Annotated in this window: 14 protein-coding genes; 12 read left to right on the forward strand and 2 right to left on the reverse strand. The window is 70.0% G+C overall.

What is annotated here, in order from left to right; genetic code table 11:
- The first annotated feature begins 133 nt into the window (after window positions 1–133).
- Window positions 134–430 (forward strand): hypothetical protein, encoded by a 297-nt coding sequence (locus IEZ15_RS07640; protein WP_189275402.1) that lies wholly within the window; start codon window positions 134–136, stop codon window positions 428–430.
- Here IEZ15_RS07640 and IEZ15_RS07645 read toward each other — a convergent pair.
- Window positions 408–887 (reverse strand): hypothetical protein, encoded by a 480-nt coding sequence (locus IEZ15_RS07645; RefSeq protein ID WP_189275202.1) that lies wholly within the window; start codon window positions 885–887, stop codon window positions 408–410. The genes IEZ15_RS07640 and IEZ15_RS07645 overlap by 23 nt on opposite strands.
- Before the next feature lie 747 nt (window positions 888–1,634).
- Here IEZ15_RS07645 and IEZ15_RS07650 point away from each other — a divergent pair.
- The 5 genes from IEZ15_RS07650 to IEZ15_RS07670 all read left to right on the forward strand — a co-directional run bounded on the left by IEZ15_RS07650 (window position 1,635) and on the right by IEZ15_RS07670 (window position 5,860).
- Window positions 1,635–2,033 (forward strand): hypothetical protein, encoded by a 399-nt coding sequence (locus IEZ15_RS07650; RefSeq protein WP_189275205.1) that lies wholly within the window; start codon window positions 1,635–1,637, stop codon window positions 2,031–2,033.
- 124 nt (window positions 2,034–2,157) lie between these two features.
- A complete protein-coding gene (locus IEZ15_RS07655) occupies window positions 2,158–2,787 on the forward strand; it encodes an RNA polymerase sigma factor (RefSeq protein ID WP_189275386.1) in 630 nt (209 codons plus the stop codon).
- Window positions 2,784–3,584, forward strand: a complete 801-nt coding sequence (locus IEZ15_RS46365) for a hypothetical protein (protein ID WP_189275207.1) — start codon at window positions 2,784–2,786, stop codon at window positions 3,582–3,584. Before IEZ15_RS07655 ends, IEZ15_RS46365 begins: the two co-directional genes overlap by 4 nt.
- Before the next feature lie 348 nt (window positions 3,585–3,932).
- Entirely contained in the window at window positions 3,933–4,736 is an 804-nt protein-coding gene (locus IEZ15_RS07665; RefSeq protein WP_189275388.1) for an RNA polymerase sigma factor, read from the forward strand.
- A complete protein-coding gene (locus IEZ15_RS07670) occupies window positions 4,736–5,860 on the forward strand; it encodes a hypothetical protein (RefSeq protein WP_189275209.1) in 1,125 nt (374 codons plus the stop codon). Before IEZ15_RS07665 ends, IEZ15_RS07670 begins: the two co-directional genes overlap by 1 nt.
- A gap of 206 nt (window positions 5,861–6,066) precedes the next feature.
- Here the strand turns inward: IEZ15_RS07670 and IEZ15_RS07675 are convergent, their stop codons facing one another.
- Complete coding sequence (locus IEZ15_RS07675; RefSeq protein WP_229845775.1) at window positions 6,067–6,885, reverse strand: L,D-transpeptidase family protein; 819 nt, start codon at window positions 6,883–6,885, stop codon at window positions 6,067–6,069.
- 343 nt (window positions 6,886–7,228) lie between these two features.
- On the opposite strand from IEZ15_RS07675, the gene IEZ15_RS07680 reads away from it, so the two are divergent.
- The 6 genes from IEZ15_RS07680 to IEZ15_RS07705 all read left to right on the forward strand — a co-directional run bounded on the left by IEZ15_RS07680 (window position 7,229) and on the right by IEZ15_RS07705 (window position 13,963).
- Entirely contained in the window at window positions 7,229–8,809 is a 1,581-nt protein-coding gene (locus IEZ15_RS07680) for an acyl-CoA mutase large subunit family protein (RefSeq protein ID WP_189275213.1), read from the forward strand.
- Between the two features lie 89 nt (window positions 8,810–8,898).
- Window positions 8,899–9,504 (forward strand): Uma2 family endonuclease, encoded by a 606-nt coding sequence (locus tag IEZ15_RS07685; RefSeq protein ID WP_189275215.1) that lies wholly within the window; start codon window positions 8,899–8,901, stop codon window positions 9,502–9,504.
- A 60-nt stretch (window positions 9,505–9,564) separates the two neighbouring features.
- Entirely contained in the window at window positions 9,565–10,230 is a 666-nt protein-coding gene (leuE, locus tag IEZ15_RS07690; RefSeq protein ID WP_189275217.1) for a leucine efflux protein LeuE, read from the forward strand.
- A 195-nt stretch (window positions 10,231–10,425) separates the two neighbouring features.
- Window positions 10,426–11,391, forward strand: coding sequence for a glycosyltransferase family 2 protein (locus IEZ15_RS07695; RefSeq protein ID WP_114246230.1), 966 nt, complete (start codon window positions 10,426–10,428; stop codon window positions 11,389–11,391).
- A gap of 3 nt (window positions 11,392–11,394) precedes the next feature.
- Window positions 11,395–12,738, forward strand: a complete 1,344-nt coding sequence (locus IEZ15_RS07700; protein ID WP_189275219.1) for a polysialyltransferase family glycosyltransferase — start codon at window positions 11,395–11,397, stop codon at window positions 12,736–12,738.
- Between the two features lie 109 nt (window positions 12,739–12,847).
- Complete coding sequence (locus IEZ15_RS07705; protein WP_189275221.1) at window positions 12,848–13,963, forward strand: acyltransferase; 1,116 nt, start codon at window positions 12,848–12,850, stop codon at window positions 13,961–13,963.
- The last annotated feature ends 45 nt before the right edge of the window (window positions 13,964–14,008 follow it).

The raw sequence follows: 14,008 nt of genomic DNA on the forward strand, positions 1-14,008 counted from the left end.
CCGCGCCGATGCCAACGTGCAAGGGCATACGCGCAGTTCACGGCCGGGAGCCCGAAGCTCTTTCACGGTAGGTCGCACCGCGTCAGAGTGTGAGCGATTCCTCACAGAGCGCACTGGAAGGTGTGGCACCCCCATGAACGACCACCCCCACGACGGCGCGGGTACGGACGCCGATGCGCAGGACTGCGTGAACGACTTGCGGGCCGCGCTCGCCGCCCACGGCGTCACGCTGCCCTCCCTCGGCATCGACCCGGCAGAGGTGACCCGATCCGGCCCGTTCGGAGACGTGATCCATCGGGTGGTGATCGGCATCATGGTCTGTCGTCCTGCCCGAGGCCGGTCCGCGACACTGCGAGGACGCCGGCTGTTCTCCGGAGAGGCGCCAATGGCCGGGACTCACAGCAGTTTCATTGCTGACAGCGCGGATTGACGGCCCAGAAGTAGAGAGCGTTCGCATCGAGGTTCAGGAGAAAGTGAGGCGATCCCTCCACACCGTCTTCCTCCAGGTCACCGCTTCGGACCCAGCTGCCTCGGCGGTCCAGGAGAGAGTCCAGCTCCTTCGGCAGGGGGATCTCGGGGGACTGAAGCTGCCAGGTGCCGGTTCCACGTAGACGCGTCGCCTCGCCGTTGGCCAGCCAGGCGATGCCCTGCAACTTGTAGTCCGTGGGACCGGGCGCCCTGGCGTCCGGCGTGCCCAGTGGATGAGTGATCCAGCTGACCCTTTCGGTCTTTCCCGGGAGCCGGATGCACTTGGCCAGCCGATCGGCATCATTGCTGACCACGGCCGCCTTGGGCTCGGGCTTCGCCCCCGGAGCACTGCCTGCGCAACCGGCCGCTGCCGGGACGAAGACGAGCGCCGTCACAGACCACACCACGGTTCGGCCCACGCGACTCATTACGGCCCCTTCGCCTACGGCCCCGACCGCAGTGGCAGTCCACCCGATCCCCTCCGAGAGCATAGATCGGCGCCTTGAGCGCGACCTGTCGACGCTGAGAAAATCTCAATCGCTGCCTGAGAGACGGGCGAAGTGCCGTCCTCTGCAGTGGTTTTCTCCGAAAGGTGTGCACGCTCGCAATCGGCTGCCGGGCCGATGTGTAACCGGCCCGATTTCTCCGCGCCGCCGTCGGGCGTGTCACCAACCACATTCCGGAGGACTACTTCGTGCTGCCTGATTCCCGGAAAACGTCGCGTACTTGTGTCGCCATCGGGACGATGCTCCCGCCGTTCCTGGCTTCCGCCTGCGGGCAGGGAGACCAGGGATCTGCCGCCGCCGAGGTCGAGTCGGGTCCGTGAGCGTGTCGCCCGGGGGCTCGTCCTCGTCGGTGCCACGCGCCACGATGAACCGGATCACGGCCTGGATCAGGCCGGGTGCCCATCCCCGTATCACCATCGGCTGAGGTTGGAAACCGGTATCGGAAACCGGTTCGGCGTTGGCGACGCTCGAGATGGGGCAATGGTTGTGCGAGCGGAAGCAATTCTTCCTGTTTCGGGCCGTGAGAACGAACACAGCGCCTTTCGCGTGATGTTCCCGGGCCCCTGAGCGCTGGGTCAGTGTCGGTGATCGTCGGTACTGCGAAGGGCAGGGTGAATCACGGGTGGGGACGAGCGGACAACGTTTCCCGAGGCGGCGGTGATGCGCTCCTGCACATCGGAGTTCGTCGCCCGGCTCACGGCGCGCAATCGGCTGCCCCTGGACTACTCGGTCGCCAGCCTCCGGCTCGTCGATCTGGTCGTCGACGGTCTGCGGCGGGATCAGCCGCAACGGAACCGGGTCGCAGGGACTCTGCTGGGGCTCGGGGCGTACACCGGCGAGGTGATCGTGCGCAGGGCCGGTGGGACATGGGTGGACTTCGACGCCGCACAACGGGAGCTGTTCCGGCAGGCGGTGGGCGTGCGGATGCCCGACGGACGGGTCTGGAATCCGCTCGGCAAGGTCGTCAACCGCTTCGAGTCGGGGGCGGAGGAATCGGTGCAGCGGCTGTATCTGCTGCTGCACGGACGGACAGCGCAGTGGAAGGCTGTATGCGGGTAGCTCGCGTGCGTGGGGAACCTGTGACATTTCTTTGGATCCAGGCGCAGAGGGAAAGTAGGGGGGTTGCCCCGGCAGGGCACGGGCAGGGTGGCCGGTGCCGGACCGGGCGTTGAGTAGGGAAGTGTTGGGCACGGGCGGGGAGCAGCGCCGCAGGCAGATGTACGACGCCGAGCTCGGCGACGCCGTCGAACGTGCCCAGCAGGGGGACAAGGACGCCTTCGCCGTCGCGTACCGGATGGTGCAGCCCGGCCTCCTCGGCTACGTACGCGGACTGGTCGGCGACGACGCCGAGGACGTGGCCTCCGATGCCTGGCTGGAGATAGCCCGCGATCTGGGGCGGTTCCGCGGCGACGGAGCGGGGTTCCGCGGCTGGACCGCGATGATCGCCCGCCACCGTGCGCTCGACCACTTGAGGAAGCTGAAGCGGCGGCCTCGTACCACCTTGATCGAACAGGACGTGCTTCAGTTGCCCGGCGGCCACGACACGGCCGCCGCGGCACTGGAGACGCTCTCCACCCGAGCGGCGCTGGAGATCATCGGCACGCTGCCGCGCGAGCAGGCCGAGGCCGTACTTCTGCGGGTGGTCGTCGGTCTGGACGGTCCTGCGGCGGCGCGCGTGCTCGGCAAGCGTGCGGGGGCAGTCCGCACGTCCGCGTACCGCGGACTCAAGAGGCTGGCGGGGCAGTTGTCCCCGGGCCGTGCGGCAGGTGCTGTGACAAACAAGGTGAGCCGGACGCTGGGAAATGAAGAATGAGACACGAATCGCAGTGGCCGCCCGAAGCGCCGGAGACACCTGAACTTGCCGCCCTGCTCGCGGCAGCGCGGCGAACCGGGGCGCTCGACCCCGGCGACGAGAAGCGCGCGACCGCCGCCTTCGTGGCCGCGCGGGACGAGGGCGCGCACGCCGCGGTGGTGCGGTGGCGGCGTCGACGTGACGACTGGCGTCCGGCGGAACGACGGCGCGGTGGGCGCTCGTTCCGGGTGATGCTCGGCGGTTTCGTGGCCGTGACGATGCTCGGCGGGGTCGCAGCGGCCGCCGGCTCGGGGGCGATCCCGGCACCTTTCGGCGGCGGGAAGCCCCACGGGGCGGAGTCCGCACGCCCCGCGTACACCACTTCTGCAACACCCGGTGGGCGTCCCTCCGGCGAGGAGTCGCTGCTGACGGATGCCGGCGGCACGGCGCCGGCGTCCACGAATGCTCCGGGCGACGGGCGTCCTTCCGGTCGACCCGACCGGACACAGGGCGATGCAGCGCTGTGCCGTGTGTACCTCGGCGACCGGGGCAGCGGGAAGGCCAAGGACGCCACCGCCTTCGAACGGCTGGAGGCGGCCGCGGGCGATGCGTCGGAGGCGGCGGTGACGGCCTACTGCGACGGGCTCCTCGGACAGCCGTCACCGGGGGAGTCGAAGAAGGCCCGGGGCAACCGGGACGCGAAGGGGGAGGCGGAGAAGAAGGCCGTGCCGGAGGGGAAGCAGGGCGGCCGGGCGCCGTCGAAAGGGAGCGGGAACCCGACCGGGAGCGACGGCAAGGACAGGACCGCTGTCGACTGAATCGCCGACCGGTCCGTCACCGGGTCGAAGGGGTGTCCTCCGGGAACGGCACCGGGTGGGGTCCCGGACCGGCCGAACAGAGAGAACTGAGGGGGAACGAGGACGACCGGGGCCGCCACCCCCCACAGGAGAGGCCCCGGTCGTCTTCCGCGGGGCCGTAGGACGACCCCGCACTTCTCTCAGCGCCGTCGCTGCGTTTTCTGTCACACCGCACCGTGCCGGAAGAATGTTGCAGGTTGTACAAGCCATGGACGCGACCCCCGCGAAGGACGTAGCGTGCTGAGTCGCGCAGGGTGGCGCGGCAGTGATGACCAGCTGCGATTCGGGACAGCAGGACAGGTTGAGGGAGTGCTGGGGGACGACGCGGAGCTCACTGCCGCGGTGCTCGCGGCGCAGGACGGGGACGAAGACGCCTTCCGTACTGTGTACCGCGCTGTACAGCCGCGACTGCTGGGCTACATACGGACACTCGTGGGGGATCCGGACGCCGAGGACGTGGCGTCCGAGTCCTGGCTGCAGATAGCGCGCGACCTCGACCGGTTCAGCGGCGACGCCGACCGCTTCCGCGGCTGGGCGGCACGGATAGCCCGTAACCGCGCCCTGGACCATCTGCGGATGCGCGGCAGGCGCCCCGCGATCGGCGGCGACGAGTCGGAGCTGTCGGAGAAGCCCGCCGAGTCCGACACCGCCGACGAGGCGATGGAGGCCCTGGCCACCGGCCGCACGATGTCGCTCATCGCCCAGCTGCCCCAGGACCAGGCCGAGGCCGTGGTGCTGCGGGTGGTCGTCGGCCTGGACGCGAAGAGCGCGGCCCTGACACTGGGCAAGCGGCCGGGGGCGGTACGCACCGCGGCGCACCGGGGACTGAAGCGGCTGGCCGAACTGCTGCGCACGGACGACGCGGACGATGACGGCGGCCACCCCGGTGACGGGGACGGCGAGGGCGGCGACGGCCGTGCCGAAGGCGGTGCGGGTATCGCCGCGGACCGTGTTCCCGCGGGCGATCCGGCGGATTCGCCCGCCCCTCGCACAAGCACGGCAGGCCGTACGGCGGAACTCGACGCCGTGCCCGCCCAGCGCCCCTCCCACAACGGTTCGGCGGCGCCGGCCGGTGTGACGCATTCGCGTCCGTGGACGCAGAAGGACATGTGATGGCCGACGAGCACTACGAATGGCTTGACAAGGACGCGGCGGAGAGATTGCTCCGCGGCGAACCGGTCGATCCCGTGGGCGGTCAGTCGCGTACAGAAGCGGAAAGGCTCGCGGCAGCGCTGGACGCCGCCGCACGGGCCGCCCGCCCGGCCACCGGCGAACTGCCGGGCGAGGCCGCGGCGCTGGCCGCCTTCCGCACCGCCGCGCAATCCGCGCGCGCACGGGCACGGGCGGCGAACCCGCAGGTGAAGGGGTATGCCGGGAAGACGGGCGAACCGGCACCGGCAGACATACTCGAACCGGTGCACATCCGGCCCGCCTCCGGCGGCTTCGCCCCGCACCGCCCCTCTTCCTCCGCGGGCTCCGGCCGTACCCGCTCCCTGGGCTGGAGTCGGCCCATCCGCTTCGGCCTGGTCGCCTCCTTCGCGGGCTGCGCGCTCGGCGGGGTGGCCGTGGCCGCGAGCACCGGGATGCTCCCCGGACCGTTCGGCGGGCACACCCCCGTACCGGCGACCTCCGTCTCCGCCGCGGCGACGCCCGAGGAGCTCGGCTCGGGAGCCGTCACCGACGAGAGCCCGTCCGCACAGCCGCCCGCCTCCCCGGAGACGGGGCCCGCCACCCGCCCGGCGGAGCCCTCCGCCCCCACCGGTGACCGGGACAACGGCAGAACCGGCAAGGGCGAGGACCGCAAGGGTGACGACAACCGGAAGCCCGACGGCACCGCGAGCGGAACCCCGAACGGCACCGAGAACGGCGAGCAGCCCGACGGCCCCGGGAACGGCACCTCCGGCGACTGGTACGCCAAAGCGCTCAAGGCCTGTCGCGACTACCGCAAGGGCAAGCTGGACGACGACCGCAGACGGCATCTCGAAGCGCTGGCGAAGGGCGCCCGCAATCTGGACCGGTTCTGCGACCGCATGATCGCCAAGGACACGGACGGCCGGAACAGCCCCGGCAGCGACGGCGAGCAGAACGACGACGATGATTCGAACGGGGACGGCGACGGCTCCAACACGCTCCCGGCGATCCGGTTCACCAACCCGCCGCCGCCCTCGCCCTCGAACCCGGTCTCCTCGCCGGCAGCGGACCGGGCGTCCCTCGACGCCGTCGGATCGCCCGGCTGAGAGCCGTGCGTGCCGGTCCTTTTCAAGCCGTCCACCACCAGGTGTGACGTTTTTCGAGGCCACGGCGCAGTACAGAGTGAGCCGACTGGTCATCGGCAGCGCACAGAGCCGGGGTTCCCCCCGTACCTGCGGCTCAGCGCATTGGCGCGGGCGGGACACGTTCCCCCGGTCCCGTCCGCGCCCCTTTCCTTCCGGCCGGACCGGCCCTACCCGTAGACGACGACCTTGTCGCCCGTCCTCACCTGGGCGAAGAGCGAGGCGATCTTTCCCTCGTCACGGACATTGACGCAGCCGTGCGAGGCGCCGCTGTAGCCACGGGCCGCGAAGTCCGCCGAGTAGTGCACCGCCTGGCCGCCGCTGAAGAACATCGCGTACGGCATGGCCGTGTGGTAGATCGTCGACACATGGTGCCGTGACTTCCAGTAGACGGAGAAGGTGCCTTCGCGGGTCGGCGTGTACTGGGAGCCGAAGCGCACGTCCATCGACGAGACGACGCGGCCGTCGATCATCCATGACAGCGTCCGGCTGTTCTTGCTGATGCAGAGTACCCGGCCCGTCAGGCAGCGCTTGTCCGGCTTGGTTACGGGCAGGCTGGTCGGCGGATTCAGCTCGGCGGCCGTCGGCGCGTGCGTCATGCCGAGCAGCTTCTGCCAGGTGACGGTGTCCGTCCTGCCTGTACGGGAGAGGCCGCGCTTGCCCTGGAAGGACCGGACGGCGGCGACCGTCACGGTGCCGTAGTAGCCGGTGGGGGAGCGGTCGAAGTGGCCGATCTGCCGCAGCCGGGCCTGCAGTTCCCGCACCTGCTTGCCCTCGGAACCGCTCGCCATCAGCGTCGTGCCCTGAGGGTCCGGCTTCGGCGTGGGCGTCGCGGTGGCCTTCGGGGACGACGAGGATGCGTCCGGCGAGGGCGACTGCGCCGCTGGGGGCTTGGCGTCATCGGTCGCCGTGGCCCGGGGCGGTGACGACGGGGCCGCGGACGCGCTGTCGGCGGGCTGCGCCTTGCAGCCGGCGGTCGCGGCGGTCATGGCGAGAACGGCGAGCGCCGCAGTGGTCGTGGTCCCCGCCCAACCCCGTGTCCTGACCCGCGCCCTGCGCCGTGACGTGCTTCCGGTGATGCTGCGTATCATCTCGGCCCCCTGATTCTCCGGGTTTCTCCGGTGTCCCCTTGGACGGATTCCCGCTCTGCCCGGTTGCCAAAGCCCGCGCATGATGGGGAGAGCGGCGGCGAGGGTCGTGAGGGAGGGCTGTGAGCAAGGTCCCAGCCCGTGCACCTCCACCGGTCTCGCGCCCGCCGCTACAGTCCGTCGCGGGGATCCTTGGTTACCAGTAAGTAGCTTTACCGAGCAGCTTCAGCGGGAGGCACAGCAGATGACGCGCGAGTCGGAGTCGGGACTGCCCATCGAGCCGGTGTACGGGCCGGACGCACTCGACGGGTGGAACCCCGACGACAAGCTGGGAGAGCCGGGTGCCTACCCCTACACGCGCGGTGTCTACCCGTCGATGTACACCGGCCGGCCGTGGACGATGCGTCAGTACGCAGGTTTCGGCACGGCCACGGAATCCAACGCCCGCTACAAGCAGCTGATCGCCAACGGCACGATGGGCCTCTCCGTCGCCTTCGACCTGCCCACCCAGATGGGCCACGACTCCGACGCGGCGATCGCGTCCGGCGAGGTCGGCAAGGTCGGGGTGGCGATCGACTCGATCGACGACATGAGGGTCCTGTTCGGCGGAATCCCGCTCGACAAGGTTTCCACCTCGATGACGATCAACGCGCCCGCCGCGCTGCTGCTCCTCATGTACCAGCTGGTCGGAGAGGAGCAGGGCGTCCCGGCGGACAAGCTGACCGGCACCATCCAGAACGATGTCCTCAAGGAGTACATCGCCCGCGGCACGTACATCTTTCCGCCGGGGCCCTCGCTCCGGCTGATCGCCGACATCTTCAAGTACTGCCGGGCCGAGATCCCGAAGTGGAACACCATCTCGATCTCCGGCTACCACATGGCGGAGGCCGGGGCCTCGCCCGCGCAGGAGATCGCGTTCACCCTCGCGGACGGCATCGAGTACGTACGTACCGCCGTCGCGGCCGGCATGGACGTCGACGACTTCGCCCCCCGCCTCTCCTTCTTCTTCGTCGCCCGTACGACGATCCTCGAAGAGGTCGCCAAGTTCCGCGCCGCCCGCCGGATCTGGGCGAGGGTGATGAAGGAGGAGTTCGGCGCGAAGAACCCCAAGTCGCTGATGCTGCGCTTCCACACCCAGACGGCGGGCGTCCAGCTCACCGCCCAGCAGCCCGAGGTCAACCTGGTGCGCGTCGCCGTCCAGGGCCTGGCCGCGGTCCTCGGCGGTACGCAGTCGCTGCACACCAACTCCTTCGACGAGGCGATCGCCCTGCCGACCGACAAGTCCGCCCGCCTCGCCCTGCGCACCCAGCAGGTCCTGGCGTACGAGACGGACGTCACGGCCACCGTGGACCCGTTCGCGGGTTCGTACGTCGTCGAGAAGATGACCGACGATGTCGAAGCCGCGGCCCTGGAGCTGATGCTCAAGGTCGAGGACATGGGCGGTGCGGTCAACGCGATCGAGCGCGGCTTCCAGAAGAACGAGATCGAGCGCAGTGCGTACCGCATCGCCCTGGAGACCGACAGCGCCGAGCGTGTCGTGGTCGGCGTCAACCGCTTCCAGCTCGACGAGGAGGAGCCGTACGAGCCGCTGCGCGTCGACCCCGCGATCGAGGCCCAGCAGGCGGCCCGGCTGGCGAAGCTGCGGGCCGAGCGCGACCAGGGCGCGGTCGACGAGGCGCTGGGCCGGCTGAAGAAGGCGGCCGAGGGCACGGACAACGTCCTGTACCCGATGAAGGACGCGCTGGCGGCGCGGGCGACGGTGGGCGAGGTCTGCAATGCGCTGCGGGGGGTGTGGGGGGCTTACGTGCCGTCGGACGCGTTCTGAGGCGACGTGTACCCGTGAGGGTGATCTCTCGCCGAATGTCCGTGGCCACGGATAAGCTCGTGAACAGTGGTCCCCGAAAGGAGGATGCCGTGGCTGTAATACAGCACGAGGTGCGGGAGCAGGAACAGCCCGAGCTGGCGCTCGGCGAGGCAGCCGAGCAGCTCGCACGCTCGCTGCCTGGGCATCGCGTGGAGATTCTCCAGGGGAGGCTCACTGTGACACCACCGGCGGACGGAACGCACGCGCTGGCGTTGTCCTGGCTCGGCGAGGAATTCGGCGCCAAGGCGCGCACGGTGGGGCTCAGGCTCGTCCAGGCGGTCGGTCTGTGGCTGCCAACCGGGCCGGACGACTACGCGATTCCCGATCTGTCGGTTGTCGAGGCAGACTTTCGGGACGCCCATGCAATGAAGAACTGCTACGCCGCCCACGCCTTCCGCATGGTGGTAGAGGTGACCTCGACCAACTGGGCCGACGACCTCGGTCCCAAGGTCGAGGACTACGCGCAGGCGGGCATTCCGGTCTACGTCGTGGTCGATCGCAAGCATGACCAGGTGCTGCTCTGCAGCGATCCACGGAGCGGCGAGTACAAGAACAAGGTGTCCCACAAGCGCGGGACCTCGTTCACCGTGCCGGACGTGGTCGGCATCGAGATGAAGCTCTCCGTGGACCGCCTCCTGGACGGCGACGAGGACTGACCCCACGACTTTCCGGACCTCCGGAACGGAGTGTCGTACCCACGTGCGACACTCCCTCTCATGCTGGGTGTCACCGATCTTCCGACCTATCTCGTCGGCCTGGTGCTGATCGTTCTGCTGCCGGGGCCGAATTCGCTGTACGTGCTGTCCGTCGCCGCCCGGCGCGGTGTGCGTACCGGTTATGTGGCGGCGGCCGGGGTGTGGACCGGGGACACCGTGCTGATGACGCTGTCCGCGCTGGGGGCCTCGTCGCTGTTGCAGACGACGCCGGTGCTGTTTGCCGTCGTCAAGTTCGCGGGTGCGGGCTATCTGACCTGGCTGGCGATCGGCATGCTGCGGGCCGCGGTGGCCATGTGGCGCGAGCGGCACCGGCGGGTGGCCGAGCTGACCGAGGAGACCGCCGGGCCCGAGACCGCCGGGGCGATGGAGCGGCCGTACCGGCGCGCGCTGGTGGTCAGCCTCTTCAACCCGAAGGCGATCCTGTTCCTGATCTCGTTCTTCGTGCAGTTCGTCGATCCCGGCTACGCCTATCCGGCGCTGTCCTTCCTGGTGCTGGGCACCCTGTTGCAGATCGCCAGCTTCCTCTATCTGTCGATGCTGATATTCGGCGGCACCCGCCTGTCCGCCGCGTTCCGCCGCCGCAAGCGGCTGTCGGCGGGAGCCACTTCGGCGGCCGGTCTGCTGTTCCTGGGGTTCGCGGCGAAGCTCTCGCTCAGCAGCGTGTGACCGCGGCGACGCCGAGCGGGGCCAGGTACGGCGTCACCCTCTCGGCCTCGCCCCCACTCCGCGGATCAGCCAGCCGTCGCGCCAGGCGTCACGTGAGTGTCGTCCAGCGTTCACCATCCGTCGCCCCGGTGGCTGCTTCCTCCTCGACGGGGCTGATTACGTTGAGCGGCTACAAGATCGAAGGCGAGGGCCGGCGTGCCGAAACTGTCCGTTGTCGTACCGCTCCACAATGTCGCCCCGTATGCCGACACCACGCTGGGCAGTCTTGCCCGCAATGCGGCCGGGGACGTCGAATTCCTGCTGGTCGACGACTGTTCCACGGATGAGACGCCGTCCGTCATCGACCGCTGGGCCGCGAGACTCCCGCAGGCCCGGGTCATCCGGCACGACACGAACGTGGGGATCGCCGCCGCACGCAACAGCGGAATCGAGGCGGCGAGCGGTGAGTTCCTCACCTTTCTCGACGGCGACGACTGGTACGCCCCCGAGCACCTGGCGCGGCTCCTGGAAGCAGCGGAGGAACTGGGCGTCGACTTCGTCCGCAACGACCACGTCCAGGCGACGGGCACCAGCCGGGTGATCCGCCGCGCCCCCGCCCGGGTGCGGGACAGGGCGACGGACCCGCGGGCGGGGATCGCGTACTCGACGATGGAGACGATGGTCGACTACCCCTTCGTCTGGGCCGGGCTCTACCACCGACGGCTCTTCGAGGACGGTGCCCTGCGCTTCGACTCCGCCCTGCGCACAGCCGAGGACCGGTTGTGGACCTGGCGGCTGCATCTGCGGGCACGTACCTGCGCGGTCCTGGGGCTCCACGGGATCTTCTACCGGCGCGGTGTCACCACCTCGCTGACCCAGATCAAGGACTCCCGCCAACTGGACTTCTTCCCCGCGTACGACACCCTGCTGGAGGAGTTGGCGCAGGACCGGGACGCGGAACTCCTCCTGCCCAAGGCGGTCCGTACGTACTGCGCGCTGATCGCCTTCCACAGCGAGAAGACGGGCGAATACGAGGCCGGCACCGCCCGCAGCCTGAGACGGGAGTCGATCGCCGCGCTGCACCGCATGCCCCAGCACGTACTGGACCACACCCTGATGACGATGGACACGAAGCGCAGCACTTTGCTCCGACGCCTGCGTGACAAGCAGAAGGCCGCCTGACCCATGCCTACGCGCACCCAGATCTTCCAGGTGTCGACCCTGTACGGGGCCGCCACGCTCGCTGCCGCGCTCGACGCCGGCCAGTTCGGACCACCGGCGCAGAGCCGCCGGATCCTGCTGGTGTGCAACAACGCCCCGGTACCGGAGACGGCCGCCGGGCTGGACGCGATGCTCGGCTACGACCGCATCGCTGCCCGTTTCGACTCCGTCGTCAGCTGGAACGAAGCGATCCGCCCGTACCACCCGGGCGCCTGGGGTCCGCGTGCCGAGGACGTCGTGCTGTGGCAGCGCGCACTCCGGCTCGCCTGGGGACTGGGTGAGGAACCCGTCGAACTGGTTCTGGAATCCATCCAGGTCGACCCGGCCCGCGCACTCGGGGCGATCTTCTCCGAGAGCACCCTGCACGTCTACGCGGACGGCCTCATGAGCTATGGGCCGACCCGCACCAAGCTGCCCCAGACGATGGGCTGCCGCGTCCAGCGCGTGCTCCACCTCGACCTGGTGCCCGGGCTCAGGCCCATGCTCCTGTCCGAATTCGACGTGGAGCCCGAACTCGTGCCGGCGGACGCCTTCCGCAAGGTCCTCGGTGAGATAGCCGGGGCGACGGACGGCGACCCGCAGCTCACCGAGGCGGTGGAGCAGGCCCCCACCGCCGTACTCCTGGGCCAGTACCTGGCCGCCCTCGACATCCTCACCGCCGAAGAGGAGGAGGACCTGCACATCCGTATGCTGCGCGGGGCCGCCCGGGCCGGCCACACGTCCATCCTCTTCAAGCCCCATCCCACCGCCCCCGCCCGCTACTCCGACGCCTTGGACCGCGCCGCCGTCGAGGCCGGGGTCCGGCTCGTCACGATGGACACACCCCTGCTGGCGGAGACCCTCTTCGAGAGGTGCGCACCCGCACTCGTCGTCGGCTGCTTCTCGACCGCCATGCTCACCGCCGCGGCGTACTACGGCATTCCCGTCGCCCGCGTCGGCACGGGCCGGGTGCTGGACCGCCTCGCCCCGTACGAGAACAGCAACCGCATTCCGCTGACGATCGTCGACCACCTCGTGCCCGATCTGGAGGACCAGGGCGGCGGTGACGTCCCCGCACTGCCGCCCAGCTCACCGGCGACCCTGGGCCCCCTCGTCCGCACGGTCGGCTACTGCATGCAGTCCGAACTCCACCCGGAACTGCGCGGTGAGGCGGAGGACTGGCTGCGGGACCGGCTGGACGTCAGCACCCAGCGCTACTTCAAGCGCCGCCGACTCGGCAAGCTCTCCCTGCCCGGTGGCAGCGCCGAGGGCACCGCGGCCCGACTGCGCCGGACGGTGCGGCGCACCCGCAGCACCCTGAGTCGGTGACGGCTGCTCAGCGGGCACGCGTCCTTCACCTCCGCGCCATCCGCAGGAAGTGACTGTTCACCTCGCCGGAGTTCCCCGGGCGGCGGTGCGTTCATAGCCTTCGAAGACCATGTCATCCACCGTCTCCCCGGCCGGAGCACCGGCCTCCTCGCCCTCAGCGGCACCAGCGGACCCACAGGCCGAAGAGGCTCAGGAGGCCCGCCCACGCCGCGAGCACCGTTACGACATCGATCTCATCAGACTGCTCTGCTCGGTCGGTGTGATCCTCTGCCATACGGGCTCCGCGTTCGTGAACGCCGTGGGCCGCAAGCCGTCGGGCGGCTCGGGCACCTACTGGGCAGGGCTGGCGGCGGACTCGGCGGGCCGATTCGCCGTGCCCCTGTTCTTCGCGATTGCCGGGTGGGTCGTCCTCGTCGGCGCCCCGCCGAAGGACGGTGCGAGGCTGCGGCAGCGCATTGTCCGCATCGCGCTGCCGCTCGCCGTGTGGACGGCGGTGTACCTGGCGTGGGGCCGCTGGCGCGGCACCAATGACGATCCGGTCGGTGACCTGGCACTCGACTCGGTCTTCGCCTCGGTGCGTCCCGCCTACCACCTCTGGTACCTGTACGCCTACATTCCCGTGATCATGCTCCTGGCCTTCGCGACGATGGTGAAGTCGGGCAAGCGCCCGTGGGGCCTGGGCGCGGCGCTCCTGGTCCTGGCCGCGGCACCGTCGCTCTTCGGTGACCTCTCCTCGGTCACGGGCTGGGACGTGCCGCGTTTCGGCTGGGGCTTCGGCCCGTACCAGTTGATCTACGCGGTGCTCGGCGCGCTCCTGTTCGCGCTGCCCGCCGCAGTCGTCGGGAAGCGGCGCCTGCTGTGGCTGCTGCCGACGGCGGCGGCGCTGGCTGCGGTGATCGCGTACCAGCACAAGGTCCACTACGCGATTCCGTACGCCAGTGTGCTGGTGGCCCTGTTCAGCGCCGGTGTGCTGCTCACCCTGCACCGGCTGACGGTTCCCGAAGGGCTGCGCCCCCTCCTGACCCGGCTGGCCGACGCCTCCTTCGGCGCCTACATGGTCCACGTCCTGATCCTCGGCGTGCTCACCGACCTGTTCGTCTCCGCCGACCTGACGTTGCCGGTGGCCGCTGCCCTGGTCGTCGCGGTGACCGCGGCGACGACGTTGCTGGCGTTCGGTGCGGGCCTGCTGTGGGCGCGGCTCGGGATGAGCCGGATGCTCGGCTGAGCCGCCGGGCCAGGACGACCGCACGCGGCGCGGGCCCCGGAGGGC

This window comes from Streptomyces atratus, assembly GCF_014648655.1.
Lineage (GTDB): Bacteria > Actinomycetota > Actinomycetes > Streptomycetales > Streptomycetaceae > Streptomyces > Streptomyces atratus.

Coding starts and splice junctions, on each gene's coding strand:
- IEZ15_RS07640 (WP_189275402.1), top strand. CDS start 134: ATGAACGACCACCCCCACGACGGCGCGGGTACGGACGCCGATGCGCAG.
- IEZ15_RS07650 (WP_189275205.1), top strand. CDS start 1,635: ATGCGCTCCTGCACATCGGAGTTCGTCGCCCGGCTCACGGCGCGCAAT.
- IEZ15_RS46365 (WP_189275207.1), top strand. CDS start 2,784: ATGAGACACGAATCGCAGTGGCCGCCCGAAGCGCCGGAGACACCTGAA.
- IEZ15_RS07670 (WP_189275209.1), top strand. CDS start 4,736: ATGGCCGACGAGCACTACGAATGGCTTGACAAGGACGCGGCGGAGAGA.
- IEZ15_RS07675 (WP_229845775.1), bottom strand. CDS start 6,885: ATGACCGCCGCGACCGCCGGCTGCAAGGCGCAGCCCGCCGACAGCGCG.
- IEZ15_RS07680 (WP_189275213.1), top strand. CDS start 7,229: ATGACGCGCGAGTCGGAGTCGGGACTGCCCATCGAGCCGGTGTACGGG.
- leuE (WP_189275217.1), top strand. CDS start 9,565: ATGCTGGGTGTCACCGATCTTCCGACCTATCTCGTCGGCCTGGTGCTG.
- IEZ15_RS07700 (WP_189275219.1), top strand. CDS start 11,395: ATGCCTACGCGCACCCAGATCTTCCAGGTGTCGACCCTGTACGGGGCC.
- IEZ15_RS07705 (WP_189275221.1), top strand. CDS start 12,848: ATGTCATCCACCGTCTCCCCGGCCGGAGCACCGGCCTCCTCGCCCTCA.